Raw genomic sequence first — 25006 nt, 5'->3', positions numbered from 1 at the left:
GGCGGCGGACGCGGGCCTTCCGGCGGCGCCGGTGCCCGCAGAGGCATCGTAGGAAGAACGCCCCGCGATTTCAGGGACGCCGCCGCGTTTCCGGGGACGTACAGGGGGTGCTCGAATATCTGGAGTCGCTGCCCCTCATCGACCACCACTGCCACGGCGTGTTCGACGACGACCCGGACCGCGCGGCGTTCGAGGCGATGCTCACCGAGGCCGAGACGGGCGGGCCGCCCGGGACGAGCATGTTCGACACGCAGGTCGGGTTCGCGCTGCGGCGCTGGTGCGCGCCCGTCCTGGACCTGGACGCGCACGCCGACCCGGACGCCTACCTCGCGCGCCGCGCCGAGCTGGGCGCCGCCGAGGTCAACCGCCGGTTCCTCGCCGCCGCCGGGCTGGAGGCGCTGTGCGTCGACACCGGCTACACGCCGCGCGCCCTGCTGGACCCGCCCGCGCTCGGCCGGCTCGCCGGGGCGCGGGCGCACGAGATCGTCCGGCTGGAGACGGTCGCCGAGCAGGTCGCGGCGGACGGCGTCGACGCGCACGGCTTCGCCGACGAGGTCCGCTCCCGCCTCGCCGCCTGCGCGGCGCGTGTCGCGGGCGCCAAGTCGATCGCCGCGTACCGGGCCGGGCTGGAGCTGTCGGGGGTGCGGCCGTCGGACGCGGAGGTGACGGGCGCGGCCGGGATCCTGCTGCGCCAGGAGGAGATGCGCGTCAGCGACGAGATCCTGCACCGCTTCCTCATCTGGTGCGCGGTCGACCTGGGGCTGCCGGTGCAGTTCCACGTCGGGTACGGCGACGTCGACGCCGACCTGCGGCGCGGCGACCCGCTGCTGCTGATCTCGCTGCTGCGGGCCATGGACGCGGCGGGCGCCCCCGCGATGCTGCTGCACAACTACCCGTTCCACCGGCAGGCCGGCTACCTCGCGCAGGTGCTCCCGAACGTGTACGTGGACGCGGGCCTCGCCACGCACAACCTCGGGCACCGGGCGCCCGCGCTGATCGCCGAGCTGCTGGAGCTCGCCCCGTTCGGCAAGGTGCTGTACTCCTCGGACGCGTTCGGCCTGGCCGAGCTGTACCACCTCGGCGCGCTGCTGTTCCGGCGCGGCCTCGCGGGGTTCCTCGCGGGCGGCGTCGAGGACGGCGCGTGGGCGGCCGCCGACGCCGAGCGGGTCGCGGGGCTCGTCGCGTCCGGCAACGCCCGCCGCGTCTACGGCATCTGACACCGCGCCTCCGGCACCGCGTCCGGCACCGCATCCGGGAGGGGCCGCCCCCGCGGGTACGCTCGGGGACGATCTTCGGGAGGTGCCCATGGCAGGACGCGAGCGGCTGCTCGTCATCGGGGGCGACGCGGCCGGGATGAGCGCGGCGTCGCAGGCCCGCAGGCGGCGCGGCCCCGGCGAGCTGGACATCACCGTCCTTGAGCGCGGGCATTTCGCGTCCTACTCGGCGTGCGGCATCCCGTACTACGTCGGCGGCGCGGTCGACGACGCGGAGAAGCTGATCGCCCGGACGCCCGCGGAGTTCCGCGACCGCGGCATCGACCTGCGGCTGTGCACCGAGGCGACGGAGATCGACCTGGAGCGGGGACGGGTCCGCGTCCGCGACGTGGACGGCGGCGCCGAGACGTGGGAGCCCTACGATCAGCTCATGGTCGCGACGGGCGCGGTGCCGACCCGCCCGAAGCTGCCGGGCGCCGACGCGGAGGGCGTGCACGGCGTGCAGGTCCTGGACGACGGGATCGCCATCCGCCGCGTCCTGGAACAGGAGAAGCCGCGCCGCGCCGTCGTCGTGGGCGGCGGCTACATCGGCCTGGAGATGGCCGAGGCGATGGTGATCCGCGGCCTCGACGTGACGATCGTGGACGGCGCCGAGCAGCCGATGAGCACGCTCGACCCGGACATGGGCGCGCTCGTCGCGGACGCGATCCGCGGCATCGGCGTCGACCTGCGCCTCGGCGACCGGGTCGAGGGCTTCGAGACGGGCGCGGACGGGCGGGTGGCGGCGGTCCGCGCCGGGGGCCGCACGCTCCCCGCCGACCTGGTGATCCTCGGCCTCGGCGTCCGGCCCGGCAGCGACCTGGCCCGCGCCGCCGGGATCGAGACGGGGCCGACCGGCGGCATCGTCACCGACCGGCGGATGCGGACCCGGACCGAGCGGGTGTGGGCGGCGGGCGACTGCGTGGAGACCCGCCATCTCGTCTCCGGACTGCCGGTCGCGATCGCGCTCGGCACGCACGCCAACAAGCAGGGCCGCGTCGCGGGGATCAACCTCGGCGGCGGCTACGCCACGTTCCCGGGCGTGGTCGGCACCGCCGTCTCCAAGATCTGCCACGTCGAGGTCGCGCGGACCGGCCTGAACGAGCGCGAGGCGGCCGCCGCCGGGTTCGACGCGCTGAGCGTCGTGGTCGAGTCCACGACCCGCGCCGGCTACCACCCGGGCGCCACCCTGATGAAGACCAAGCTGATCGCCGAGCGCCGCTCCGGGCGGCTGCTCGGCGGGCAGATCGTCGGCGAGGCGAACGCCGCCAAGCGGATCGACGGCCTGGCCATCGCGCTGTGGAACCGGATGACCGTCGAGGAGATGACCGGCCTGGACCTCGGCTACGCGCCGCCGTTCTCGCCGGTCTGGGACCCGGTGCTGATCGCCGCCCGCAAGGCCGCCGAGCGCGTCGAGGAGGACATGCGCCGCTCGCCGTGACGCCGGCTTGATCGTTTCGGTGCCGGTTTGTCGGTGATCTCCCCTACGGTGCCGTCATGAGCACGACGGACGCCGCGGCCGAGGCCCGCCCCGACGAGGACACCCTGGTGATGCCGGACGCGTGGCTGCGCAGGCTGCACCCCCGCCGCGACCGGCCGCAGGCCTGGCCGGCGGCCCGCGCCGACCGGAAGGCCGCCGAGACGGCCCGGGCGATGCTGGCGGAGTACCGGCCGCAGGTGGAGGAGGTGCTCGCGCTGCCGGGCACGCCGCCCGCGGTGGCCGAGGCCGGGCGCGCGCACCTGCGCGGCGAGCCCGACCCGGTCGGCGCGGCGGCCGTGGCCCTCGTCGCCGCGCCGCTGGGGCAGGTCGCGTACACGCGGCAGGACCCGTTCATGGACGTGTGGGCCGAGGAGCACGGCGTGGCGTTCGCCGCGTGCGCCTTCCTCGCCCGCGCCGGCCTCTGGGCGCCCTTCGACGTCGTCGGCATGGACCGGCGGTGGGAAGGGGTGCGCGAGCGCCGTCCCGAGGAGACCTGGCTGGGCGGGTGGGCGCAGGAGGACACGGCCCGGCGGCTGCGCGCCCTGCTCGCCGCCGCCGGCGACGAGACGTACGGCGAGGCCGCGGAGGGGATGGCGCGCCACCGCGGCAGCCTCGTCCAGAAGGCCGTCGCCTCCTACCTGATGCCCGACCGGCGCGACTGGTTCGCCGACCTGCTCGCGGACCCGCCGGCGACGACGGCCGCGGTCCACCCGGGCGAGCGGTGGCTGCTGCTGTGCACGGTGGCGGAGCGGGCGGAGCTGGACGCGTTCGGGCTGGTCCTCGACTTCCAGAGCCGGAGCCCCGGCGTCATTACCAGCCTCGTGGACGGGCTCGGCCCGGACGCGGTCGTGGACCTCCTGACCGATGCGCTGGACGCGCCCTACCTCGACGGCGACACGTCGCGGACGCTGCTCGACGCGCTCGCCGTCCTGCCGGTGGACGACGCGTTCCAGGCGCTGCTGGACCGGCTCGACCGCAAGTACGCGGGGCCGGCGGCCCTCGCGGCGTCGCGGCGGTTCCCGGCGCGGGCGCTGCGGCTGCTCGCCGCCGCGGCCGATCGCCCCGCCGCGGCCGACCTGCTGTCCGCCCACGTGCGCGCCCGGCCCGCGCTCGCGGACGAGCTGCTCCCCGGCCTCCCCGAAACGTCGCAGGCCGCGGTCCGGTCGGCGCTGGACGCGGGGGCGCGCGTCCCGGAGGCCGATCCAGCGTCGCTGCCGCCGCTGCTGGTGGACCCGCCGTGGAACCGGCCCCGCACGAAGGCCAAGCCCACTGTCATCAAGGACCTGCCCGCCCCCGGTACCCGCGCGATCGCGTGGCGTCCGGGGGAGCGCGAGGAGTGGACGGTCGACCTGCACCACCAGTGGCGGTGGGCGGAGCGGCTGGAGTGGCCCGCGCAGGTCGCGAAGTACCGGAGCGGCGACCTGCCCGGCCACCTGCACCCCATGCTGTTCACCGAGGCGCCGGAGGAGCTGGTCCGGCCGCTGCTCGCGGACTGGGAGCCGCCGGACCCCTGGTACGTCGCGGACGACTGGATGCGGGTCGTCGTCGCCCGGTTCGAGCTCGACGCGCTCCACGGCGTCCTGCTCGCGGCGCGCCGGGACCCGGCGAACATCGGGCCCGTCCTGCTGCCGTTCGTGAGCGACGAGGTCGCCGTGCTGATGGCGGACTGGCTCGTCCGACTCAAGCAGGCGAGCCGCACGGCCCGCGCCTGGTTCACCCGGCACGGCCTCGCGGGCGTCCCGGCGCTGCTGCCCCCGGCGCTCGGCAAGGCGGGCGCGGAGCGGAGGGCGGCCGAGGCCGCGCTGCGGTTCGTCGCGTCCCACCACGGCGCCGAAGGCATCGTGGACGCGGCGCGCGCGCACGGCGACAAGGCCGCCGCCGCCATCGAGACCCTGCTGACCGTCGACCCCCTGGACATCCTGCCGGCGAAGATGCCGGCCGTGGGCGACTGGGCCGACGTCCGGATGCTGCCGCAGATCCTGCTCCGCGACGGCGAGCGCGCGCTCCCCGACGCGGCGGCCGAGCACGTCCTGACGATGCTGGCGATGTCGAAGCCCGGCGAGGTCTACGCGGGGGTCGACACCGTCCGCGAGCTGTGCGACCCGGCGTCGCTGGCGGAGTTCGGGTGGGCGCTGTTCCGCCGCTGGGAGGCGGGCGGCGCGCCGTCCAAGGACGGCTGGGCGCTGGCGCAGCTGGGCCGGCTCGGCGACGACGACACCGTCCGCCGCCTCACCCCCGTGATCCGCGCGTGGCCCGGCGACGGCGGCCACGCCAAGGCGGTGACCGGCCTGGACGTCCTCGCCGAGATCGGCACCGACGTCGCGCTGATGCACCTGCACGCGATCGCGCAGAAGGTGAAGTTCAAGGGGCTCCGGACGCGCGCGCAGGAGAAGATCGCGGAGGTGGCGGCCGGGCTGGAGCTCACGTCCGAGCAGCTCGCCGACCGGCTCGTCCCCGACTTCGGCCTCGACGACGCCGGGACGATGACGCTCGACTACGGCCCGCGCCGCTTCGTCGTCGGGTTCGACGAGCAGCTCAGGCCCTACGTCGCCGACGAGGACGGCAAGCGCCGCAAGGCCCTGCCGAAGCCCGGCGCCAAGGACGACCCCGAGCTCGCGCCCGCCGCGTACAAGGCGTTCTCCACGTTGAAGAAGGACGTGCGGACCGTCGCCGCCGACCTGATCGCCCGCCTGGAGACGGCGATGGTGCGCAACCGCCGGTGGTCCCTCACCGAGTTCCGGGAGCTGCTCGCCGGGCATCCGCTGGTCCGGCACGTCGTCCGGCGGCTGGTGTGGATCGCGGTCGAGATGGACCAGTACAAGAGCATCACGTTCCGCGTCGCGGAGGACGGCACGCTCGCGGGCGCGCACGACACCGCCCTGGACCTTCCCGAGACGGTCGTGGTCGGCGTCATGCACCCCGTCCACCTCGGCAAGACGGACCTGGTGGCCGCGTGGTCGGAGGTGTTCGCCGACTACGAGATCCTGCAGCCGTTCCCGCAGCTCGGACGTCCGGTGCACGAGCTGACCGAAGAGGAGCGCAAGAGCGGCCACCTCGCCCGGTTCGAGGGCGCCACCGTCCCGACCGGCCGGATGCTCGGGCTGACCAAGCGGGGATGGGAGCGCGGCGCGCCGCAGGACGCGGGCGTGGAGTGCTGGATCTCCCGTCCCGCCGGGCCGGGCCGGCACGTCGTCATCGACCTCGACCCCGGCATCGCGGTCGGCGACCCGGACGTGCTGGGCGACCAGACGCTCAGGCAGGTCTGCCTGTGCCGCCGCCAGGACGAGCTGTGGATGCACCACGGGAACCCGCTGCCGTTCGGCGAGCTCGACCCGGTCACCGCGTCCGAGGTCCTCGCCGACCTGACCGCGCTCACCGCCGACGCCCGCTGAGAGGGACCGCCGTGAACGACGCCGCACCGAACGCCGTGGAGGACGCGCCGCTCGACGCGCTGCCCGCGAACCTCGTCGACCCGCCGTGGCTGCGCAAGCCCGCCGCACCGAAGGCCGCGGCCGGGGACACGGTCGTGCCGGGCCTCGAACCGCCCGGCGACCGGCGCATCGTCTGGGAGCCGGGCGAGCGCGAGCAGTGGGCGGCGATGCGGCCCTACGGCGGGCCGTGGGCGGACGGCGACTGGGAACGGGAGGCCGAGAGGGTCCGCGACGGGTCGATGTACCTGCCGAGCCAGGCCGGGTTCCTGGCGAGCGCGCCCGAGCACATCGCCCGCCCGCTGCTGGCCGCCTGGGAACCGCCCAAGGTGACCTGGGACTTCGACCATTCGCTGAAGCCGATCCTCGCGCGCTTCGAGGACGCGGCGTGGGACGTGTCGGTCCGGATGGCGAAGGCGAACCCGTTCGGGACCGGGCCCGTCCTCCTGCCGTTCCTCGGCGCGGACGTCGCGCGGCTGATGGCCGACTGGCTCTACCGGCTCAAGTCGGCGCAGGAGCTCTCCCGCGCGTGGGTCGCCCGGCACGGGCTCGACGCCGTCCCGTACCTGGTTCCGGACGCGCTGGGCAAGCGGGTCGGCCCGCGCCGCAACGCCGTCCACGCGCTGCGGATCATCGAGGGCGACGTCGTGGAGGCGGCGCGCGTGCACGGCGACGAGGCCGCGCGGGCCGTCGCGGCGCTGCTCGCGGACGCGCCGGCGCAGGCCGAACCCGCCCACAAGCGGCCGAAGCCGCCGGACCTGCCCCGATGGCTGGACACCGAGGCGCTGCCCCGGCCCGTCCTGCGGGACGCCGGGCTGCGCCTTCCGCCGGACGCCGCCCGCAACCTCGTCCACCTGTGGGCGATGGCGCTGCGGCCGGACGCGTTCCCCGGCGCGGCCGAGGCCGCCGAGGAGACCGCCGCGCTGTGCGACCCGGCGTCCCTCACCGCGTTCGCCTGGGCCGTCTTCGAGGCGTGGCGGCAGGCCGGAACGCCGGGCCGCTCCGCGTTCGTCCTGCCCGCGCTCGGCCGGTTCGGCGACGACGCCACCGTCCGCCGCCTCACCCCGCTGATCAAGGAATGGCCCGGCCAGGCCGGGCACGACCGCGCCGTCGCCGGCCTGGACGCGCTCGCCGCCATCGGCACCGAGCTCGCGCTCCTGCACCTCGACGGCATCGCGCGCGGCGGCCGCTACAAGGGGCTGCAGCGGCAGGCGCAGGTCAAGCTCCGCGAGGTCGCCGCGCGCAAGGGGCTGAGCGACGGGCGGCTCGCCGACCGGCTCGTCCCGTCGTTCGGCCTGGACGACGCGGGCGCGATGACGCTCGACTACGGCCCGCGCCGCTTCACCGTCGGGTTCGACGAGCAGCTCAGGCCCCACGTGACCGGCGAGGACGGCAAGGTCCGCAAGACCCTGCCCAAGCCCGGCGCCAAGGACGACCCAGCGCTCGCGCCGGACGCCCACCGGCGGTTCGCCGAGCTGAAGAAGGACGTCCGCGCCGTCGCGTCCCTCCAGATCGCCCGGCTGGAGGCCGCGATGGTCGAGGGCCGCACCTGGACGCCCGGCGAGTTCGCGGCGTTCCTCGTCCGGCACCCGCTGATGTGGCACATCGCGCGCCGCCTGGTCTGGACGTCCGGCGGCACCGCGTTCCGGCTCGCCGAGGACCGCACGCCCGCCGACGTCCACGACGACGCCTTCGCCGTCGTCGACGACGTGCGGATCGCCCACCCGCTGCTGCTCGGCGACGCCCTGCCCGCCTGGGCGGAGGTGTTCGCCGACTACGAGATCGTCCAGCCGTTCCTGCAGCTCGCGCGCCCCGCGTTCACCCTCGCCGACGGCGAGGGCCGCGACGGCGCCCTCGCCCGTTTCGAGGGGCTGCGCGTGCCCACCGGGAGGATCCTCGGCCTGACCCGGACGGGCTGGGACCGCGGCCCCGCGCTCGACGGCGGCGTCCAGCGCTGGATCTCCCGCCGTGCCGGCGCCCACCACGTCGTGATCGACCTCGACCCCGGGATCGTCGCGGGCTATGTCGACCTGAACCCCGAGCAGACGCTGGAGCACGTCTGGATCGCGCCCGCACCCTGCGAGCACGGCTCCGCGCCCCCGGTCGAGAACGGGTTCGCCACCGTCGACTCCGTCCTGCTGTCAGAGATCCTCGCCGACCTCGCGAACCTCGGCTGAGGCCTCGTCCAGCGCGGCGAGGACGTCGGCGACGATGTCATCGGTGTTCTCCACACCGACCGAGAACCGCACGAACCCCGGCTCGACGGCGTCGCCGCCCCAGCGGCCCCTGCGCTCGGCGGAACTGTGCACGGAACCGAAACTCGTCGCCTGGTTGACCAGCCGCATCGCGCCGAGGAAACGCTCCGCGACCGCCTCGTCCGGCAGCGTGAACGAGACGACGCACCCGAACCGCCGCATCTGCTTCGCCGCGATTTCGTGGGACGGGTCGTCCGGCGATCCCGGATACCGCAACCCGGCGACCTCAGGCCGCTTTTTCAGCGCCTCGGCCAATGCCATCGCATTGGCGTCCTGCCGGTCCAGCCGCAATTCCAGGGTGGCCAGCGAACGGTGCGCCAGCCACGCCTCCATCGGCCCCGGAATGGCGCCGACCGTCTTCCGCCACAGCCGCACGCTCTCGGCGAGGGCCCCGTCCCGCGTCGCGACATGCCCGAGCAGCAGGTCACCGTGCCCGGTCAGCGCCTTGGTGTCGCTCGCCACCGAGAAGTCCGCGCCCAAATCCAGCGGACGCTGCCCGAGCGGCGTCGCCAGGGTGTTGTCGACCGCCACCAGCGCGCCCGCCTCGTGCGCCGCCTCGACCAGCCGCGCGATATCGCACACGTCCAGATTCGGATTCGACGGCGTCTCCACCCACACCAGCCGGGCGCCGTCGAGCAATTCCATCTGCGCATTGCCCGCCGTCGGCGCCATCCGCACGACCGCCCCGTACGATTCGAGCCGCTCCTTCAACGCCCGCGTCGTCTGGTAGCAGTCGTCCGGCAATACCACCACGTCACCGGACCGCACCTGCGACAGCAGCACCGCCGCGATCGCCGCCATTCCCGACGAGAACGAAACGACCTCCGCGCCGCCCTCCAGCTCCCCGATCGCCGCTTCCAGCAACGTCCACGTCGGATTGGTGTCGCGCCCGTACGTGTAAGGCCCCACCGGCTCGCCCGGCAGATGGTAATGCGCCGCGAAGGCCGGCCCCGGCAACGGCGGCGCGTACTTCTTCGCAGGCGGCCTCCCGGCCCCCACCGCCAGCGTCCCGTCCCCAAGCTCGCGCGTCACACGTCCTCCTTCTTCGTCGCCCCCATCGTCCCGCACCCCTCCCACCAGCACGAACACGCCCCCGGGCGATCGCCTGAAGCGTCCGCCCCACCACGACGCCGTCCGGAACGCGTTCACCGGGCCGTCCACACCACGCCGCCGTCCAGCCGCGACGCCTCCGCGACCGCACCGAGGTCGATGTACGCGCCGCGCCCGATGAGGCTGACCCGCACCCGCCGGACGACGCCGCGCGCCCCGCCCGGCGCCCCGCGCAGCGCCGCGTCCACGTGCCGCGCCACCGTCGCCCAGTCGTCCGACACCCCGCCCGCCGACGCCTCCGGCACGTCCCACGAGTAGAGCACCGGCGGCTCGCAACACCCGCGCCTCATGCACCCTCCGCATCCGTCTCGCATTCCGTAACGAGACGAACACGCTAAGCACCAAGCCGCCCCACCGGTTTCGCCCCCGAAACCCGCCCCGCCCCACCGTCAGGCGAGGTTCATGCGCCACGCGAGACCGCGCAGGTCGCGGTTGACGGCGCGGTCGTGGAGGTCGGCGACGAGGTCGCGCACCAGCGGGTTCTTGTAGACCTTCACCGGGGCGTGCTTCTCGGCCTGGCGGAGCTCGCGGACGGCCTCACGCGGCTTGCCGAGCATCGCGAAGGCGCGGGCCTTCTCGATGAAGAGCGCGGCCCTGCGGGTCTTGGAGGGGAGCGCCTCGACGTCCACGCGGGACGCGGCGTCCACGGCCGTCTCCGGGTCGGCGGCCTCCACGGCGAGCATCGCGCGCCAGACGCCGACGTTCGCGGCCCCGAAGCTCTGCCACCCGTCGCCGGGGGACGACTCGGGCTGCTCGCCGATCCGCGCGGCGGTCCGCTCCGCCTCCTCGACGTGCCGTGCCGCGGCCGCGTGGTCGGCCTGCACCTGGCACGCGAGGGCGGCCGACAGCTGCAGCATGCCGTAGACCTCGTGGGCGGTGCGGTCGTCGCCGAGGTGGGGCTCCAGGCGTCCGGCGGTCCGCGCCGCCTCCCGCATCGGGCGCGACAGCGCTGCCGCGGGGCGGGAGTGCGCGCGGGCGAACACGGCCGCCGCGGTCATGACGGGGTCGTCGAGGAGGCGGGCGGCGTGCCCGGCGCGGTCCGCCGCGATCCAGGCGAGATCGACCTGCCCGAGGTTGCGCAGCATGAACGTCGCCGCGGTGCACGTCTCGACCAGCAGCCTCAGCGCCGCCGCCCGCTGCGCCTCGTCGCCCTCGGCCGCGTGGACGTGCAGCTCCGCCACCACCGGCGGCAACGTCACGCCGAGGCCCGGGTAGTCCGACGCGCGGCGCTGCCTCCGGATCCGTCCTTCGATGAGTTCGGTCAGCGCGCCGAGAGGGCGGGCGGGGACGTCCGGCGGGTCGTCCAGCGACGTGTCGAGGAGGACGTCCCGCAGCCGTACCGCGTCACCGTACGCGCGTTCCTTGGGGCGGATGATCGGGCCCGGTTCGCCGACGAGGTCGGAGGGGGAGACCTGGAGGGCTTCGGCGATGGCGCGGATGTCGCTGCGGCGTTCGAGCCGCAGATGCCCGTTCTCCACGCGGGACAGCCATCCCTTGGTGCGTCCTACGAGCCCGGCGAGCACTTCGAGCGACATGCCCCGGTACAGCCGGGCGGCGCGGACGTTGTCGCCTATGCGCCGCACGTCGTCCGTCATGGTCGACCACCCCGATCATCCAACGTACGCCGGACCGTGCAGGATAGGGGCTTGCGGCGGGGACGGGTTTCCGTGCGGAAACGGGGCCGGGGCGAATCCTTTCCGGGGGTCAGAGCCTCCTATGGGCGTGCCGGTGAACGGGCCGGCACGGGAACGGAGGTCATCATGGTCATCGCAGGGGTCGTCGCGGGTGCGGCGGTGCTCGTGTGCGCGTGCACCGCCGCCGTGGTGCGGCGCAGGAGGGGGTCGCGTGGCTGAGCGGGCGTGGCCGGGGGAGCGGCTGGTCGCCGGGGCGCAGCGGGGCGACGCCGAGTCGATCGCGGCGCTGGTGTCGGGGTCGCATCCGCACGTCCGGCGGTTCGCGCACGCGCTGTGCGCGTCGCCGCAGGACGCCGAGGACGCCGCGCAGGAGGCGCTGATCGTCCTGTACCGGAAGATCGGGACGCTGCGGGCGTCGGGCGCGCTGGCGTCGTGGATGTTCCGGATCGTCCGGAACGAGTGCCTGCGGCGGGCGCGGACGGTCCTGCAACCCCGGGAGGTCCCGGACGGCGCCGTGCCGTCGGCGGAGGACGACGTGCTGCGGCGGCTGGAGGCCGAGCGGGTCGCGGCGGCGATCGCCGCGCTGCCCGCCGACCAGCGGCGCGTCCTGATCATGCGGGACGTGCAGGGGATCCCGGGACGGACGGCCGCCGGCGCGCTCGGGCTGAGCGTGCCCGCGATGAAGTCGCGGCTGCACCGGGCGCGGGCGGCGGTCCACGAGGCGCTGGAGGGCGGCCATGACCGATGAGTCGCTGGGACGGCATCTGCTGCGGGGCGCGGTGGGGTTCGGCGCGCTGGCCGGCGCGGTCGCGCTCGTCCCCCTGGTGGGGCCGGTGGGGCTGCTGCTGGCGCCGGTGGGGCTGGTCGCGCTGCGCGGCTGCCCGTCCTGCTGGTTCATGGGGCTCGCGGAGACCCTGTCGCGGGGACGGCTGGAGCGGTCGTGCGAGGACGGGGTGTGCGAGCTGTCCGTGGCCGCTCGTCCCGTCGCGGAAATGTCGGAGCACCGCCCTACGCTGGCGGGCGCCGACATTTCCGATCTTGGGGTGGTCCGCCGGGACGCTCCTCTACCGTGAGGCGACATGGACGATCTCCCCCCGCTCCCCGACGAGGACGCCCTGACGCTTCCGGCCGCCTGGCGCCGCAAGCTGCACCCGAGGCGCGGCGGGCTGACCGGCCCGGCCTTCCCGGTCGACGACGCGGCGCCCGCGAGGGCGCGCGCGCTGATCGAGAAGCCCGGCGGCCCCGTGGAGGCGATCGTCCCGGACAGGAGCGGCGCCCCGGACCTCGCGGAGGCCGCCCTGCGGCACCTGGCCGGGGAGCCCGATCCGGTAGGCGCGGCGGCCGTCGCGACCGTGGCCCTCCTGGGCTTCACGCTGTGGGGGGCCGACGCCCCCTACGAGACCTTCGTCGACTCCTGGACCATTGAGCGGGGCCTGCCGTTCGCCGCCTGCGCGGTGGTCGAGCTGGCCCGGATGACCGGCCAGCGGTCCGGGAAGGACGGCCCCTGGAAGGGCGGCTGGCCGGGGGTCAACCGCGGGCTGAGCAGGTTGGGGCCCGGGTCGCCGGCCGACGGCCTGCGCAAGGTCCGCGGTCTGCTGGCGGCCGCCGACGAGGAGGTGTACGCCGAGGCGGTCGAGCGTCTGGCGGCGCACCGGGACGGCTGGGAGGCCCGGTGGCTGGTGTCCTACCTGGTGCCGACCCGCCGGGACTGGGTGGAGGAGTGCTGCGCCGCTCCCATCGTCAAGGGACGCCCCTCGGGTCTGCACGCGCTCGCGCTGGCCTCGCTCGGCACGCCCGCGCAGCTCGCGGCGCCCTATCCGGCGATCGGCCTGCACTTCGGCGGGGCGTCCGTCGACGTGCTCGCCACGATGGCGGACGGGATCGGCCCCGGCCTCCTGCCGTTCCTGCTCGAGCAGCTCGACGGCCGGTACCTCGACGCCGAGGACCGCAAGCGCGTCGCCAGGACGATCGCGCTACTGCCGTCGGACGAGGCGTTGCGCGCGCTGCTCGACCGGCGCGACGACAAGTACCTCAAGGCCGAGCTCGGTGACGCGCTGAATCGGTTCCCCGTCCGGGCGCTGCGGCTGCTCGCGGAGGCGGGCGAGGACGCGCTCCTGGAACAGCACGTCCGGACCAGTTCCGGCGTCGTCGCGGCGCTGCCCGGTTTGCCGGACGGCGTGCGCGCGGCCGTGGAGAAGGCCGCGGCGACGTCCACCCGGGTGCCGGAGGCTCCGGCGGGCGCCGTCCCCGCGGTCCTGGCCGCCCCGCCGTGGGAGAACCCCTTCCAGCCGGTCGTCGCGGGTCTCGCGCCGCCCGAGGGGGAGCTGCGCTGGCGGGACGGCGAGCACGCGGACTGGCTCGGCACCGACGTCGGCTCCGTCGGCGCGCCGCCGAGCGGCGACGACGAGGCCCTGGCCGGGGCGATCCGCGAGGGCGGCGCCCGGTCCATGGCGCCGGTGGTGCACGGGCCGGAGGATCTCGTCCGGCCGCTGCTCGCCGGCTGGAAGGGCTACGACCGGTACGACACCGGAAAGTGGATGCGGCGGGTCATCGCCCGCTACGGCCTCGACGCGCTGCCGCCGACACTGCGCGTCGTGAAGAAGAACCGGATGCGGCTCACGCTGCTCGCGCCGTTCCTGCACGCCGACGTGGCGCTGCACATGGCCGGACGGCTCGGCGGCAACGATCCCGACGCCGAGCGCTGGTACGACCGGCACGGGTTCGACGCCGTCCCGTACCTCGTCCCGGCCGCGCTCGGCAAGGCGAAGACGGCGCGCCGCTCCGCCGCCCGGGCGCTGCGCCACCTCGACCGCGACGACCCCGGCAGGCGCCGCGCGATCGTGGACGCGGCCCGCGCCGCTCACGGCGACGAGGCCGCCGCCGCGGTCGAGGGCCTGCTGGCCGCCCACCCCGTCGAGACAGGCGAGACCGTCCCGCCGAAGACCGCCGGTTGGGCGGACCCGGGCGTCCTCCCGCAGGTGCTGCTGCGCGGCGGCAGTGAGGCGCTCCCCGCAGCCGCGACCGCCCACCTCGTCGCGCTGCTCGCCCTCCCGACCTCCTACGGCCTGGACGCGGTCCGGGAGGCGTGCGACCCGGCGTCCCTGGCGGAGTTCGGCTGGGCGCTGTTCCAGAAATGGCAGGACGCGGGCGCCCCGTCCAAGGAGGGCTGGGCGCTGGTCCAGCTCGGCCGCACCGGCGACGACACCACCGTCCGCCGCCTCACGCCGATCATCCGCGCCTGGCCCGGCGACGGGCGGCACGCCCACGCCGTGACGGGCCTGGAGGTGCTCACCGGCATCGGGACGGACGTCGCGCTGATGCACCTGCACGGCATCGCGCAGAAGGTGAAGTTCCAGGGGATCAAGCGCGAGGCGCAGCGCCGCATGCGGCAGGTCGCCGACCGGCTCGGGCTGTCCACCGACCAGCTCGCCGACCGGATCGTCCCGTCGTTCGGGCTGGACGACGAGGGCGCCATGATGCTCGACTACGGCCCGCGCCGCTTCACCGTCGGGTTCGACGAGGCGCTCAGGCCGGTCGTCGCCGACGAGAACGGCCGGCCCCGCAAGTCCCTGCCGAAGCCCGGCGCGAAGGACGACCCGGCCCTCGCGCCCGCCGCGTACCAGGCGTTCGCCGACCTGAAGAAGGACGTCCGCGCCGTCGCCGCCGACCTGCTGCGCCGCCTGGAGGGCGCGATGGTCGCGCAGCGCCGCTGGACCCCCGCCGAGTTCGGCGAGCACGTCGTCGGCCACCCCCTCGTCCGGCACGTCGCGCGCCGCCTCGTCTGGTTCGCGGAGGACGGCGGCGCCGTCACCCCGTTCCGGATCGCGGAGGACCGCACGTTCGCCGACGCCGGCGACGACCTCGTCGAGGTGCCAGGGCACGCCGCCATCGGCCTCGCGCACCCCGTCCAGCTCGGCGACGCGCTCGGCGCGTGGGCCGAGGTGTTCGCCGACTACGAGATCCTCCAGCCGTTCCCGCAGCTCGGCCGCACCGTCCACGCGCTCACCGAAGCCGAGCGGGGAAGCGAGCGGCTGGAGCGGTTCGAGCAGCTGAAAGTGCCGCTCGGCACGGTGGTCGGCCTCACCGGCCGCGGCTGGGAGATCGGCGCGCCGCAGGACGGGGGCGTCCAGGAGTGGATCTCCCGCCGGGTCCCCGGGAACCGGCACGTCGTCATCGACCTGGAGCCCGGCCTCTACGCGGGAGAGCTCGCCGCGTCCGGCGACCACCAGACCCTCCGGATCGTCTGGCTCGGCGCGGACCCGCGCGCCTACCGGTACCGCTCCACCAGGGACGCCCCGCTGCGCTTCGGCGACCTCGACGACGTCACCGCGTCCGAGGTCCTCGCCGACCTGACCCGCCTCGCCGCATCCGCCGTCTGACCCCGGAACGGACACCATGCCCGAGAAGACCGCCGACCACCAGAGACCGCCCGCGGAGGTGCGGTTCGCCGACGAGCTGGACCGGCTCCGCGAGCACGACGAGGGGCCGCGCCCGCCCGGCTGGGCGCTGAGCCTGACCGGCGCGCGGCGGTTCATCGTCGGCGACGACGCGCTCGGCGTGACCCGCAAGTTCGTCGGGGACACCGCGCTCATCGACCGGGCCCTGGTCACCCTCGCCACGAGCCGCGGGCTGATGCTGGTCGGCGAGCCCGGCACCGCGAAGTCGCTGCTGTCGGAGCTGATCGCGGCGGCGGTGTCCGGGGCGTCCACGCTGACGATCCAGGGCGGCGCGGCGACCACCGAGGACCAGATCCGCTACTCGTGGAACTACGCGCTGCTGGTGTCGGAGGGGCCGTCGACGCGGTCGCTGGTGCCGGCGCCGCTGCTGACCGGGATGGCCGAGGGGAAGGTCGTCCGGTTCGAGGAGATCACCCGCTGCCCGCTGGAGGTGCAGGACTCGCTGCTGTCGCCGCTGTCGGACCGCGTCCTCGCGATCCCGGAGCTGTCCGGGCCGGAGTCGATGGTGTTCGCCCGCGAGGGGTTCAACGTGATCGCGACGGCGAACACCCGCGACCGCGGCGTCAACGAGATGAGCGCCGCGCTGAAGCGGCGGTTCAACTTCGAGACGGTGTTCCCGATCGCCGACTTCGCGACCGAGCTGGACCTGGTCGAGCGGGAGGCGGCGCGGCTGCTGGAGCGCAGCGGCGTCGGCGTCGCGCCGCGCCGCGACGTGCTGGAGGTGCTGGTCACCACGTTCCGCGAGCTGCGGAACGCCACCACCGAGGAGGGCCGCCCGATGGACCGGCTCTCGGCGGTGATGAGCACGGCGGAGGCGGTGTCGGTCGCGCACGCGGTCGGCGTGCGGGGCTGGTTCCTGCGCGGCGAGGCGGGCGGCGCCGCCGACATCGTCGAGTGCCTCGCCGGGACGGCCGCCAAGGACAGCGCCGACGACCTGACCCGGCTGCGCCGCTACCTGGAGCAGACGGCCGCCCGGCGCGACGGCGAGCAGTGGAAGGCGCTGCACGCCGCCCGGCACCGGCTGCCCGGCTGATGGCCGTCACGTTCATCGGCGTCCGGCACCACAGCCCGGCGTGCGCGCGGCTCGTCCGCGACACGATCGCGCGGCTGCGTCCCGCGTACGTGCTGGTGGAGGGGCCCGCCGACGTCAACGGGCGGCTGGACGAGCTGCTCCTCGGCCACCGGCCGCCGATCGCGGTCTACAGCTTCTACCGGGACGGCGACCGGGTCCACTCGTCGTGGACCCCGTTCTGCGACTACTCGCCGGAATGGGCGGCGCTCAACGCGGGCCGGGCCGCCGGCGCGGAGCTGCGGTTCATCGACCTGCCCGCGTGGCATCCCGCGTTCGCCGAGCGCGGCAACCGGTACGCCGACGCCGAGCGCCGCTACGCCGACGCCACCGAGCGGCTGTGCCGCGAGTTCGCCGTCGACAACACCGACGTGCTGTGGGACCACCTGTTCGAGATCGACGGCGCCGACCTGCACGAACGGCTCGGCGCGTACTTCGACCTGGTACGCGGCGAAGCGGAGCCGGGCCACGACGACTCCGCGCGCGAGTCGTACATGGCGGCGTGGGTCCGCGCGGCGCGGGCCGACGCGGGGGACCGGCCGGTCGTCGTGGTGACCGGCGGGTTCCACAAGCCCGCGCTCGAAGCCCTCGCCCGCACCGGCGGCACCGAATGGCCCGCGGTCCCCGCGCCGGGCGAGGGCGCGACGGGCGGCAGCTTCCTCGTCCCGTACTCGTTCCGGCGCCTCGACGCGTTCACCGGCTACCAGTCCGGCATGCCGTCGCCGGAGTACTACCAGCGGCTCTGGGAGGACGGCCCGGACGGCGCCGCCGCCGCGCTGACCGAGACCGTCGTGACGCGGCTCCGCGAGCGCAGGCAGGTCGTGTCGACCGCCGACCTGATCGCCGCGCGGACCCTCACCGAGGGCCTCACCCGGCTGCGCGGGCACCGCTCGCCCGCCCGCACCGACCTCCTCGACGGCCTGGTGTCCGCGCTCGTCGGCGAGGACCTCGACCAGCGGCTGCCGTGGACGTCGCGCGGCCCCCTCGCGCCCGGCGCGCATCCCGCCGTCACCGAGATGGTCGCGGCGCTGAGCGGCAGCCGCGTCGGCCGCCTGCACCCCGCCACGCCCGCGCCGCCGCTCGTCCACGACGCCGCCGCCGAGCTGGAACGGCTCGGCCTCGCGGCCGGCGGCCGGATCACGCTGAAGCTGACCACCGCGCGGGGCCTGGAGCGCAGCCGCGCGCTGCACCGGCTGCGCGTCCTGCGCATCCCCGGCGCCGAGCGCGAGTCGGGCCCGGCGACCGGCGCCGACCCGGTGCTGGAGGAGGTCTGGCACCTCGACACCTCCGACCGCGGCGGCGCCCGGCTCGCCGCGCTGATCGAGGCGGGCGCCTACGGCCCGACCCTCGGCGACGCCGCGGCGGCCGCCCTCGACGAGCGGACCGCCGGCGCCGGCGGCGACATGGAGCGGCTCGCGGAGTCGCTGTTCGACGCGGCGCTGTGCGGCTGCGCCGGGCAGTCCGGCCGCATCGCCGCGTCCCTCGCCGCCGGGGTCGCGGGCGCGTCCGACCTCGGCGCGCTCGGCCGCGCGCTGGACGTCGTCCTCGGCCTGTGGCGGCACGACCACGTCCTCGGGACGGCCCGCAGCCCGCTGTTCGGCACCGTCATCGAGGAGTGCACGGAACGGATCCTGTGGCTCGCCGAAGGGATCCGCGGCGGCCCGGAACCCGCCGACCGCGCCCGGCTGCGGGCGCTCGCCGCGGCCCGCGACGCGCTGCTGCACACCGCCGGGACGCTCCGCGTCGACCGGGACGCGGCGCTCGGCGTCGCCCGCCGCGTCGCCGCCGCCCCCGACGCGCCGCCCGACCTGCGCGGCGCCGCGTTCGGCCTCGGTCGCGCCCTCGGCGACACCGCCGACCCCGCCCGCGCGGTGCGCGGCGCCGCCGGGCCGCCGGTGTTCGGCGACTGGCTCGCCGGGCTGTTCGCGCTGGCCAGGCAGGAGGTCCTCGATCCCGGCGGGACCGTCCTCGCCGTCCTGGACGAGCTGGTCGGCGCGCTCACCGACGAGGACTTCCTCGTCGCGCTGCCCGCGCTGCGGCAGGCGTTCGAGTTCTTCCCGCCGCGCGAGCGGGAGACGATCGCCGAGCGGCTGCTGGCCCGGCGCGGCCTGCGCGGGTCCGCCCGCGGGCTGCTGCGCGCGCCCCGCGACCCCCTCGTCATCGCCGAGGCGCACGCCCTGGAGGAGCGCGTCGACCGCGCCCTCGAGGCCGCCGGACTCACCGGAGGACGACCATGACCCCACCCGGGACCCCACCCGGGACCCCGCCCGGGGATCTGGAGCGCTGGCGGCTGATCCTCGGCGCGCCCGCCGGCGGCGCCACCGGGCCGCTCGGCGGCGACGCCGCCGCCCGCGACCGCGCCCTCGACTGGCTCTACGGCCGCGACCCCGATCTCGCGCGGCGCGGCGTCCGCCGCGGCGGCGGCTCCGCGCCCGGCCCCGCCCCCGGCGACGGCCGCGCCGACGACCGGACCGGCGGCGACGGCGCGTCCGTGCTCACCACCGTCGACTGGCTCGACGACGTGCACCGGCTGTTCCCCAAGGAGACCATCGAGCGGCTCGAACGCGACGCCGTCGAGCGCTACGAGATCCACGACATCGTCACCGACCCGGCCGTGCTGGAGCGGATCGAGCCGGACCGGGCGCTGCTGCGCGCCGTCCTGCGGACCAAGCACCTGATGAACCCGGAGGTGCTCGCGCTCGCGCGGCGGATCGTCGACGCCGTCGTGCGGGAGCTGATGGACAAGCTCAAGACGGAGGTCAGGCAGGCGTTCCACGGGACCCGGTCGCGGCGCCCAAGCCGGATCCGCAACTCCCGCAACTTCGACTTCCACGGCACGGTCCGCGCCAACCTCGCGCACTACCGCCCCGACGAGCGCCGCCTCTACATCGAGAAGCCGCGGTTCGTGTCGCGGACGCGGCGGCACGTCGAGCAGTGGCAGATGATCCTGCTCGTCGACCAGTCCGGTTCGATGCTCGACTCGGTCATCCACTCGGCGGTGACCGCCGCCTGCCTGTGGGGCCTGCCGGGCCTGAAGACCCACCTCGTCGCGTTCGACACCTCCGTCGTGGACCTGACGTCCGACGTCACCGACCCGGCGGAGCTGCTGATGAAGGTACAGCTCGGCGGCGGCACCGACATCGCCCGCGCGGTCGCCTACGGCGCCGGGCTGGTCGACAACCCGCGCCGCGCGATCGTCGCCGTCATCAGCGACTTCTACGAGGGCGGCGACCCCGGGCGGCTCGTCCGGGAGGTGCGGCGCCTCGTCGAGCAGGGCACCTGCGTGCTCGGCCTCGCCGCGCTCGACGAGGCCGCCAACCCCGCCTTCGACCGCGAGATGGGCCGCCGGCTCGCCGCGGCCGGCGCGCACGTCGGCGCGATGACGCCCGGCCGGCTCGCCGAGTTCGTCGCCGAGAGGATCGGGTCGTGACGCGCGCCGACCTGCTCGCGCTGACCCCGGACGCGCTCGCCGCCCTCGCCAACCGCGGGCTGGTCAAGCGCGCCGCGAAGGACCTGGACGCGGGCAACGGCCCGGAGATCACCGTCGCGCCGGACGGCGGTGTCGAGGGCCGGTACCCCGACGGGACCGCGGCGGCGCTGCCCGCGGGCGCGGGCCTGGAGGCCGCGACCTGCACCTGCGCCGCGACCGGGACGTGCCGCCACCAGATCTGCCTCGTCCTCGCCTACCAGCGCGGCGCCGCCGGCGCCGCCGGCGCCGACGCCCCGGCGGAGGAGCCGGCCACCGCCGAGGTCACCGGCTGGACGCCCGGAGCGCTGGACGACGACGCGCTCGCCGCCGTCCTCGGCCGCCGCGCCCTCACCGCCGCCCGCCGCACCCACCGCGCCGGGTACTCCGCCGCGATCCACCGGCCGACGCCGGACGACCCCGTCGCCCGCGTCGAGCTCCAGACCTGCACGGTCCGGTTCCTCGTGCCGGGCGAGCTCGGCTACGTGCACACCGACGCGGTCGCGTCCGTCCGCGCCGAGATGACCGTGCTGGCCGCCTGGGCGTTCCGCGCCGCCGACGAGCGGGGCCTCACCGGCGCCGACGTCCGGCTCGACGTCGGCGGCGACGGGAGGGGCGCGGACGGCTCCGGCGGACTCGGCGCCGCCGCCCGCCTCGTGGACCAGGTCCTGCTGGAGGGCGCCGTGCATGCCGGGCCCGTCCTCGCCACCGCGCTGCGCCGCACCGCCGCCGAGCTGGCCGCGCGGAACCTGCACTGGCCCGCCGGCGCCGTCGGCGACCTCGCCGGGCAGCTCGCCGCCTACCACGACCGCGACGCCGCCCACGACCCCGCGCGGTTCGCCGCGCTCATCGCCGAGGTGCACGCGCGGCACCGCGCGTCCGCCGCCGGCGGCACCCGCTCGCAGGTCCTCGGCACCGACGAGTCCGCCGAGACGCCGCTGCGCCGCGTCCGGCTCACCGCGCTCGGCTGCCGCGTCGCCGGCACCGACCGGGTCCGCACCGCCGACCTGTTCCTCGCGCACGCCGGCACGGGCGTCGTCCTGGTGCTCAAGCGGCACTGGAACGTCCCGGACGGCGAGGCGCTCACCGGCGCCGACCTCGCCGGACGCCGGATCCTCGGGTCGCCGCTGCGCACGCTCGCCGCCGCGAACGTGGTGTCCGAGAGCGCCTCCCGCAGCGCCGGGCGGGTCGTCCGCGTCGCCGCCGGACGGATCGCGAAGACCACCGTCACGCCGCTCGGCAACGCCTGGGAGGGGCTGCCCGCCGGGCTGCTCGTCCGCGACCTGAAAGCCGAGGAGCGGGCGCTGGACGCGCTGCCGCCCCGCCTCGTCCGGCCGCGCGTGGAGGCCGAGCTGGTGCGCGCGGTCGAGATCGCCGAGGTGCGCGACGTCGGCTACCATCCCGGCGCGCAGCGGCTCGAGGCGGTCGTCGCGGACGCGGCGGGTGCGACGGCGGTCGTGTCCGCCGAGCACGGGCCGTACCGTCCGGCCGCGCTCGACGCGCTCGCGGCGGCGCTCGCCGACGCGCCCCGCATGGTGACCGGCGCCGTCCACCGCGACCGCGGCGGCCTCGTCATCGACCCCTTCGCGGTGCTGACGGCGTCGGGCGCCGTCGTCCCCGACCTGGCGCCCGGCGACGGCGCGGCCGTGCTCGACGGCCCGTCCGCCGCCCCGCCCGACCCGCTCGGCGACGCCGTCCGGGCGGCGCTCGACGTCTGCGCCGAGGCCGCGCACCGCGGCCTGCTGCACGCCACGCCGGGGCTGCGCGACCGGATCGCCCGCACCGGCGACGACCTGCGGCGCACCGGCCTGCGCGCCGCCGCCGGCGCGCTCGCCGCCCTCGCCGGGACGCTCGGCTCCGACGACCCGGACCGCATCGCCGAGGCCTGGGCCACCGCCCACATCCGCCTCCTGACGACCGCCGAACTCCGCTGAGAAGACCCACCTCACACCGGCCGTCCGGACGGCGGCGCCTCCCTTGTCAGCGCGTCGTCAGCGGTCGCCGGCGTCGAAGGCGGCGAGCATCTCCTTGCTCCAGGTGAGCCGGCCTGAGCGCAGGTCGTCCAGGACCGAGCGCACCCAGCCGGCCTCGGCGGCGGTGACCGCTCGCAGGTACTCGGTCTCCAGCATGGTGATGCGCGGCAGGCCCATCGCCTCCTCCTCGCCGAGGCTCGCGTCGAACCCGGCGAGGTCCTTCTCCAGTGCCCGCAGCCGCTCGTCGAGGACGTCCAGCAGCTCGCCCGGCGGGAGCAGCATCATGTTCGACAGCGCCGCCGGGAACTCGGGGAACTCCCGCTTCGGCGCCGCGAGCATCTCCCGCAGCCACGTCCGCGCCGTCTCCCGCCCCGCCTCGGTCACCTCGTAGACGGTCCGCTCCGGGTACTGGCTGCCGCGCTCGGTCTGCCGGACGGCGATCAGCCCAGCCGCGTTCAGCCGGTCGATCGTCCGGTACAGGCCCGCGCGCTGCCCGACGTTGACGACCTGCTCCTTGCCCCATTCCTTGATCAGCCGCTGGATGCCGTAGGGGTGCAGCGGCCGGGTGTGCAGCAGCGCCAGCACGGTCAGGGCGAGCGGGGAACTGCGGACCGGTGAGCTCATGCACCGATACTAGCCTCATCTGCACTAGTTGACTTGCAACTAGTTTCAGTGTGACTATGAAGCCATGACGACGCGAGGAGACGACATGACCCCGGTACGGACGGCCCTGGTGATCGGCGGCGGCATCGCGGGCCCGGTGACGGCCCTGGCCCTGCGCAAGGCGGGCATCGACGCGACCGTGTACGAGGCGCACGAGGCCGGGCGGGACGGCGGCGCCGCGCTGACCGTCGCGCCGAACGGCCTCAACGCCCTGGAGGTGATCGGTGCCGCGGACGCGGTGCGGGCCGCGGGCCGCCCGGTCCCCGGCATGGTGATGGGGGACGGCAAGGGCAACCGGTTCGCCGAGTTCACCGGGCTGCCGGGGCTGCCCGCGAGCCACGTGGTGGCCAGGGCCGACCTCAACCGCGCCCTGCACGACCACGCCGCCGGGCAGGGCGTCGCGATCGAGCACGGGAAGCGGCTCACCGGCGTCGAGGAGACCGCGGACGGCGTCACCGCACGGTTCGACGACGGCACCACCGCCACCGCGGACATCCTGGTCGGCGCGGACGGCATCCGCTCCACCGTCCGCGGCCTCATCGACCCCGCCGCCCCCGGCCCCGAGTACACCGGCCTCATCGGGATCGGCGGGTTCGCGTCCGGCAGCGGCGTGACCCCCGACCCCGACCTCATGTACTTCGCGTTCGGCGCCCGCGCGTTCCTCGGCTACTGGTCGATGCCCGACGGACGCGTCGCCTGGTTCAGCAACGTCCCCGAGCCCGACGCGGCCATCGCGTTCGCCTCGCGGAACACCCCGCCCGCCGCATGGCTCGAACGGCTCCGCGGCCTGCACGCCGACGACGACCCCGGCGCCGCGCTGCTCCGGCACAGCCGTGCCGAGGACCTGTTCGTCCTCGGCGGCATCGAGATCATGCCGCGCGTCCCGCGCTGGCACGGCGGCCGCATGGTGCTCGTCGGCGACTCCGCGCACGCGCCGTCGCCCAGCTCGGGGCAGGGCGCGTCGCTCGCGATCGAGAGCGCGGTCGAACTCGCCCGCTGCCTGCGCGACGTGCCCGGCCCGTCCGCCGCGTTCGCCGCCTACGAGGACCTGCGGCGCCCGCGCGTCGAGGCGATCGCCGCGGCCGCCGCGCAGACGAACAAGGAGAAGTCGGCCGGCGGGCCGACGGGCCCGGTCGACCCGGAGCGGATGTTCGGGTTCGTGCAGCGGTTCCGCATCGACTGGGACGAGCGCGTCACCGCCAAGCCCGGCGTCACCGCTTAGCCGGGCGTCGCCGCCCGGCGGGGCTCGTCACGCCCGGCAGGTCAGGGGACGGCCGCCGTTGTAGTCGACCATCTCCAGCAGGGCCGTGGCGGTGTCGATCTCGCCGCCCGGCTCCAGGCCGTCCAGCTCGGCGTACGCCCGGTGCAGGTTGCCGACGACGCGCTCGGAGTCGGTCAGCTCCGCGTACGCGCCGAGGTCGGCCTCCCGCGCCGCCTCCAGCGGCGACAGCCCGGCGGCCTTGCCCTCCGCCGCCGTCGCCTGCAGGAACCGCAGGTAGCCGAGGACGCGGCCGATCAGCTCGGGGCCCGCGACGGGGCCGTGGCCCGGGACGATCGTCGCCGCGTCCAGCGGCGCGACGACGTCCTCCAGCACCTGGATCGCGCCCGCCACCGACCCCTGCATGACGAACGGGGTGCCGCCGTTGAACAGCAGGTCGCCGCAGAACAGCACGCGGCGCTCCGGGATCCACACGATCGAGTCGTTGGTGGTGTGCGCGGCGGTGCCGACGTGCCGGACCTCGCAGCGCAGGTCGCCGGCCCACAGCGTCACGCCGTCGGTGTAGGTGAGGAACGGCGGCTCGACCTCGACGCCGCCCCACTCCACCTTCGTCCAGAACGGCTCGTCGAACGGCCTGCCCCACGCGATCGCGCTCTCGCGGGTCCGCTCGTGCCCGACGATGGTCGCGCCGGAGAACAGGTAGTTGCCGAACGTGTGGTCGCCGTGGTGGTGGGTGTTCACCAGCGTCCGGACGGGCCGGTCGGTGACGGTCCGGATCGCGTCCAGGTAGGCGCGGGTGCGGCGCTCCGTCGAGCACGCGTCGACGCTGATCACGCCCCGCTCGGCGGCGACGAAGCCGGTGTTGTTGATCCACCAGGTGCCGTCCGGCTGGACGTAGGCGAACACCCCGTCCGACACCTCCTCGAGCCGGGGCTCGCCGGGGCCGTCGCGTCCGGGCACGTCGCTCATGGGTCCTCCAGGTCCTCGGACGTACCCTAC

At 75.7% G+C, this 25006-nt stretch carries 17 protein-coding genes; 12 read left to right on the top strand and 5 right to left on the bottom strand.

Annotated elements, in window-relative coordinates; all coding sequences use genetic code 11:
• Positions 1 to 107 precede the first annotated feature (107 nt).
• The 4 genes from AB0C78_RS09715 to AB0C78_RS09700 all read left to right on the top strand — a co-directional run bounded on the left by AB0C78_RS09715 (position 108) and on the right by AB0C78_RS09700 (position 8338).
• A complete protein-coding gene (locus AB0C78_RS09715; protein ID WP_360744390.1) occupies positions 108 to 1217 on the top strand; it encodes an amidohydrolase family protein in 1110 nt (369 codons plus the stop codon).
• 88 nt (positions 1218 to 1305) lie between these two features.
• Entirely contained in the window at positions 1306 to 2694 is a 1389-nt protein-coding gene (locus tag AB0C78_RS09710) for an FAD-dependent oxidoreductase (RefSeq protein ID WP_360744387.1), read from the top strand.
• A gap of 56 nt (positions 2695 to 2750) precedes the next feature.
• A complete protein-coding gene (locus tag AB0C78_RS09705; protein WP_360744384.1) occupies positions 2751 to 6125 on the top strand; it encodes a DUF4132 domain-containing protein in 3375 nt (1124 codons plus the stop codon).
• 11 nt (positions 6126 to 6136) lie between these two features.
• Entirely contained in the window at positions 6137 to 8338 is a 2202-nt protein-coding gene (locus AB0C78_RS09700) for a DUF4132 domain-containing protein (protein ID WP_360744381.1), read from the top strand.
• Here AB0C78_RS09700 and AB0C78_RS09695 read toward each other — a convergent pair.
• The 3 genes from AB0C78_RS09695 to AB0C78_RS09685 form a co-directional block, all read right to left on the bottom strand.
• On the bottom strand, positions 8303 to 9448 hold the full coding sequence (locus AB0C78_RS09695) for a cystathionine gamma-lyase (protein ID WP_360744378.1): 1146 nt from the start codon (positions 9446 to 9448) through the stop codon (positions 8303 to 8305). The two genes, AB0C78_RS09700 and AB0C78_RS09695, sit on opposite strands and share 36 nt — an antisense overlap.
• A gap of 113 nt (positions 9449 to 9561) precedes the next feature.
• Positions 9562 to 9816: a hypothetical protein gene (locus AB0C78_RS09690; protein WP_360744375.1), complete on the bottom strand. Its 255-nt coding sequence runs from the start codon at positions 9814 to 9816 to the stop codon at positions 9562 to 9564.
• A gap of 99 nt (positions 9817 to 9915) precedes the next feature.
• Positions 9916 to 11121, bottom strand: coding sequence for a helix-turn-helix transcriptional regulator (locus tag AB0C78_RS09685; protein ID WP_360744372.1), 1206 nt, complete (start codon positions 11119 to 11121; stop codon positions 9916 to 9918).
• Positions 11122 to 11371: 250 nt separating this feature from the next.
• On the opposite strand from AB0C78_RS09685, the gene AB0C78_RS09680 reads away from it, so the two are divergent.
• Genes AB0C78_RS09680 through AB0C78_RS09650 form a run of 7 tightly spaced genes read left to right on the top strand, consistent with a single transcriptional unit; the run spans position 11372 to position 22086 of the window.
• Entirely contained in the window at positions 11372 to 11908 is a 537-nt protein-coding gene (locus tag AB0C78_RS09680) for an RNA polymerase sigma factor (protein ID WP_360744369.1), read from the top strand.
• Positions 11898 to 12233 carry a hypothetical protein gene (locus AB0C78_RS09675; RefSeq protein WP_360744366.1) on the top strand — a complete coding sequence of 112 codons (336 nt, stop codon included), beginning with the start codon at positions 11898 to 11900 and terminating at the stop codon, positions 12231 to 12233. The genes AB0C78_RS09680 and AB0C78_RS09675 overlap by 11 nt, the downstream gene beginning before the upstream one ends.
• A 6-nt stretch (positions 12234 to 12239) precedes the next feature.
• A complete protein-coding gene (locus AB0C78_RS09670; protein WP_360744363.1) occupies positions 12240 to 15539 on the top strand; it encodes a DUF4132 domain-containing protein in 3300 nt (1099 codons plus the stop codon).
• A 16-nt stretch (positions 15540 to 15555) separates the two neighbouring features.
• Entirely contained in the window at positions 15556 to 16650 is a 1095-nt protein-coding gene (locus AB0C78_RS09665) for an AAA family ATPase (protein ID WP_151545892.1), read from the top strand.
• Positions 16650 to 18923 (top strand): DUF5682 family protein, encoded by a 2274-nt coding sequence (locus tag AB0C78_RS09660; RefSeq protein ID WP_360744359.1) that lies wholly within the window; start codon positions 16650 to 16652, stop codon positions 18921 to 18923. The genes AB0C78_RS09665 and AB0C78_RS09660 overlap by 1 nt, the downstream gene beginning before the upstream one ends.
• Positions 18920 to 20116, top strand: coding sequence for a VWA domain-containing protein (locus tag AB0C78_RS09655; RefSeq protein WP_360744356.1), 1197 nt, complete (start codon positions 18920 to 18922; stop codon positions 20114 to 20116). The genes AB0C78_RS09660 and AB0C78_RS09655 overlap by 4 nt, the downstream gene beginning before the upstream one ends.
• Positions 20113 to 22086: a hypothetical protein gene (locus AB0C78_RS09650; protein WP_360744353.1), complete on the top strand. Its 1974-nt coding sequence runs from the start codon at positions 20113 to 20115 to the stop codon at positions 22084 to 22086. Before AB0C78_RS09655 ends, AB0C78_RS09650 begins: the two co-directional genes overlap by 4 nt.
• A gap of 57 nt (positions 22087 to 22143) precedes the next feature.
• Here AB0C78_RS09650 and AB0C78_RS09645 read toward each other — a convergent pair whose 3' ends face one another.
• On the bottom strand, positions 22144 to 22749 hold the full coding sequence (locus AB0C78_RS09645; protein ID WP_360744350.1) for a PadR family transcriptional regulator: 606 nt from the start codon (positions 22747 to 22749) through the stop codon (positions 22144 to 22146).
• Between the two features lie 64 nt (positions 22750 to 22813).
• On the opposite strand from AB0C78_RS09645, the gene AB0C78_RS09640 reads away from it, so the two are divergent.
• Complete coding sequence (locus tag AB0C78_RS09640; protein ID WP_360744347.1) at positions 22814 to 24010, top strand: FAD-dependent monooxygenase; 1197 nt, start codon at positions 22814 to 22816, stop codon at positions 24008 to 24010.
• A 27-nt stretch (positions 24011 to 24037) separates the two neighbouring features.
• Here AB0C78_RS09640 and AB0C78_RS09635 read toward each other — a convergent pair whose 3' ends face one another.
• Positions 24038 to 24976 carry an MBL fold metallo-hydrolase gene (locus AB0C78_RS09635; RefSeq protein ID WP_360744344.1) on the bottom strand — a complete coding sequence of 313 codons (939 nt, stop codon included), beginning with the start codon at positions 24974 to 24976 and terminating at the stop codon, positions 24038 to 24040.
• Positions 24977 to 25006 lie beyond the last annotated feature (30 nt).

The sequence above is a fragment of the Actinomadura sp. NPDC048394 genome, from assembly GCF_040651755.1.
Lineage (GTDB): Bacteria > Actinomycetota > Actinomycetes > Streptosporangiales > Streptosporangiaceae > Spirillospora > Spirillospora montaniterrae.
Note: the sequence above shows the minus strand (reverse complement) of the source record. Positions and strands in the feature narration are given on the sequence as shown.

Coding starts and splice junctions, on each gene's coding strand:
- AB0C78_RS09705 (WP_360744384.1), top strand. CDS start 2,751: ATGAGCACGACGGACGCCGCGGCCGAGGCCCGCCCCGACGAGGACACC.
- AB0C78_RS09665 (WP_151545892.1), top strand. CDS start 15,556: ATGCCCGAGAAGACCGCCGACCACCAGAGACCGCCCGCGGAGGTGCGG.
- AB0C78_RS09640 (WP_360744347.1), top strand. CDS start 22,814: ATGACGACGCGAGGAGACGACATGACCCCGGTACGGACGGCCCTGGTG.
- AB0C78_RS09675 (WP_360744366.1), top strand. CDS start 11,898: ATGACCGATGAGTCGCTGGGACGGCATCTGCTGCGGGGCGCGGTGGGG.
- AB0C78_RS09670 (WP_360744363.1), top strand. CDS start 12,240: ATGGACGATCTCCCCCCGCTCCCCGACGAGGACGCCCTGACGCTTCCG.
- AB0C78_RS09660 (WP_360744359.1), top strand. CDS start 16,650: ATGGCCGTCACGTTCATCGGCGTCCGGCACCACAGCCCGGCGTGCGCG.
- AB0C78_RS09690 (WP_360744375.1), bottom strand. CDS start 9,816: ATGAGGCGCGGGTGTTGCGAGCCGCCGGTGCTCTACTCGTGGGACGTG.
- AB0C78_RS09635 (WP_360744344.1), bottom strand. CDS start 24,976: ATGAGCGACGTGCCCGGACGCGACGGCCCCGGCGAGCCCCGGCTCGAG.
- AB0C78_RS09685 (WP_360744372.1), bottom strand. CDS start 11,121: ATGACGGACGACGTGCGGCGCATAGGCGACAACGTCCGCGCCGCCCGG.
- AB0C78_RS09645 (WP_360744350.1), bottom strand. CDS start 22,749: ATGAGCTCACCGGTCCGCAGTTCCCCGCTCGCCCTGACCGTGCTGGCG.
- AB0C78_RS09655 (WP_360744356.1), top strand. CDS start 18,920: ATGACCCCACCCGGGACCCCACCCGGGACCCCGCCCGGGGATCTGGAG.
- AB0C78_RS09710 (WP_360744387.1), top strand. CDS start 1,306: ATGGCAGGACGCGAGCGGCTGCTCGTCATCGGGGGCGACGCGGCCGGG.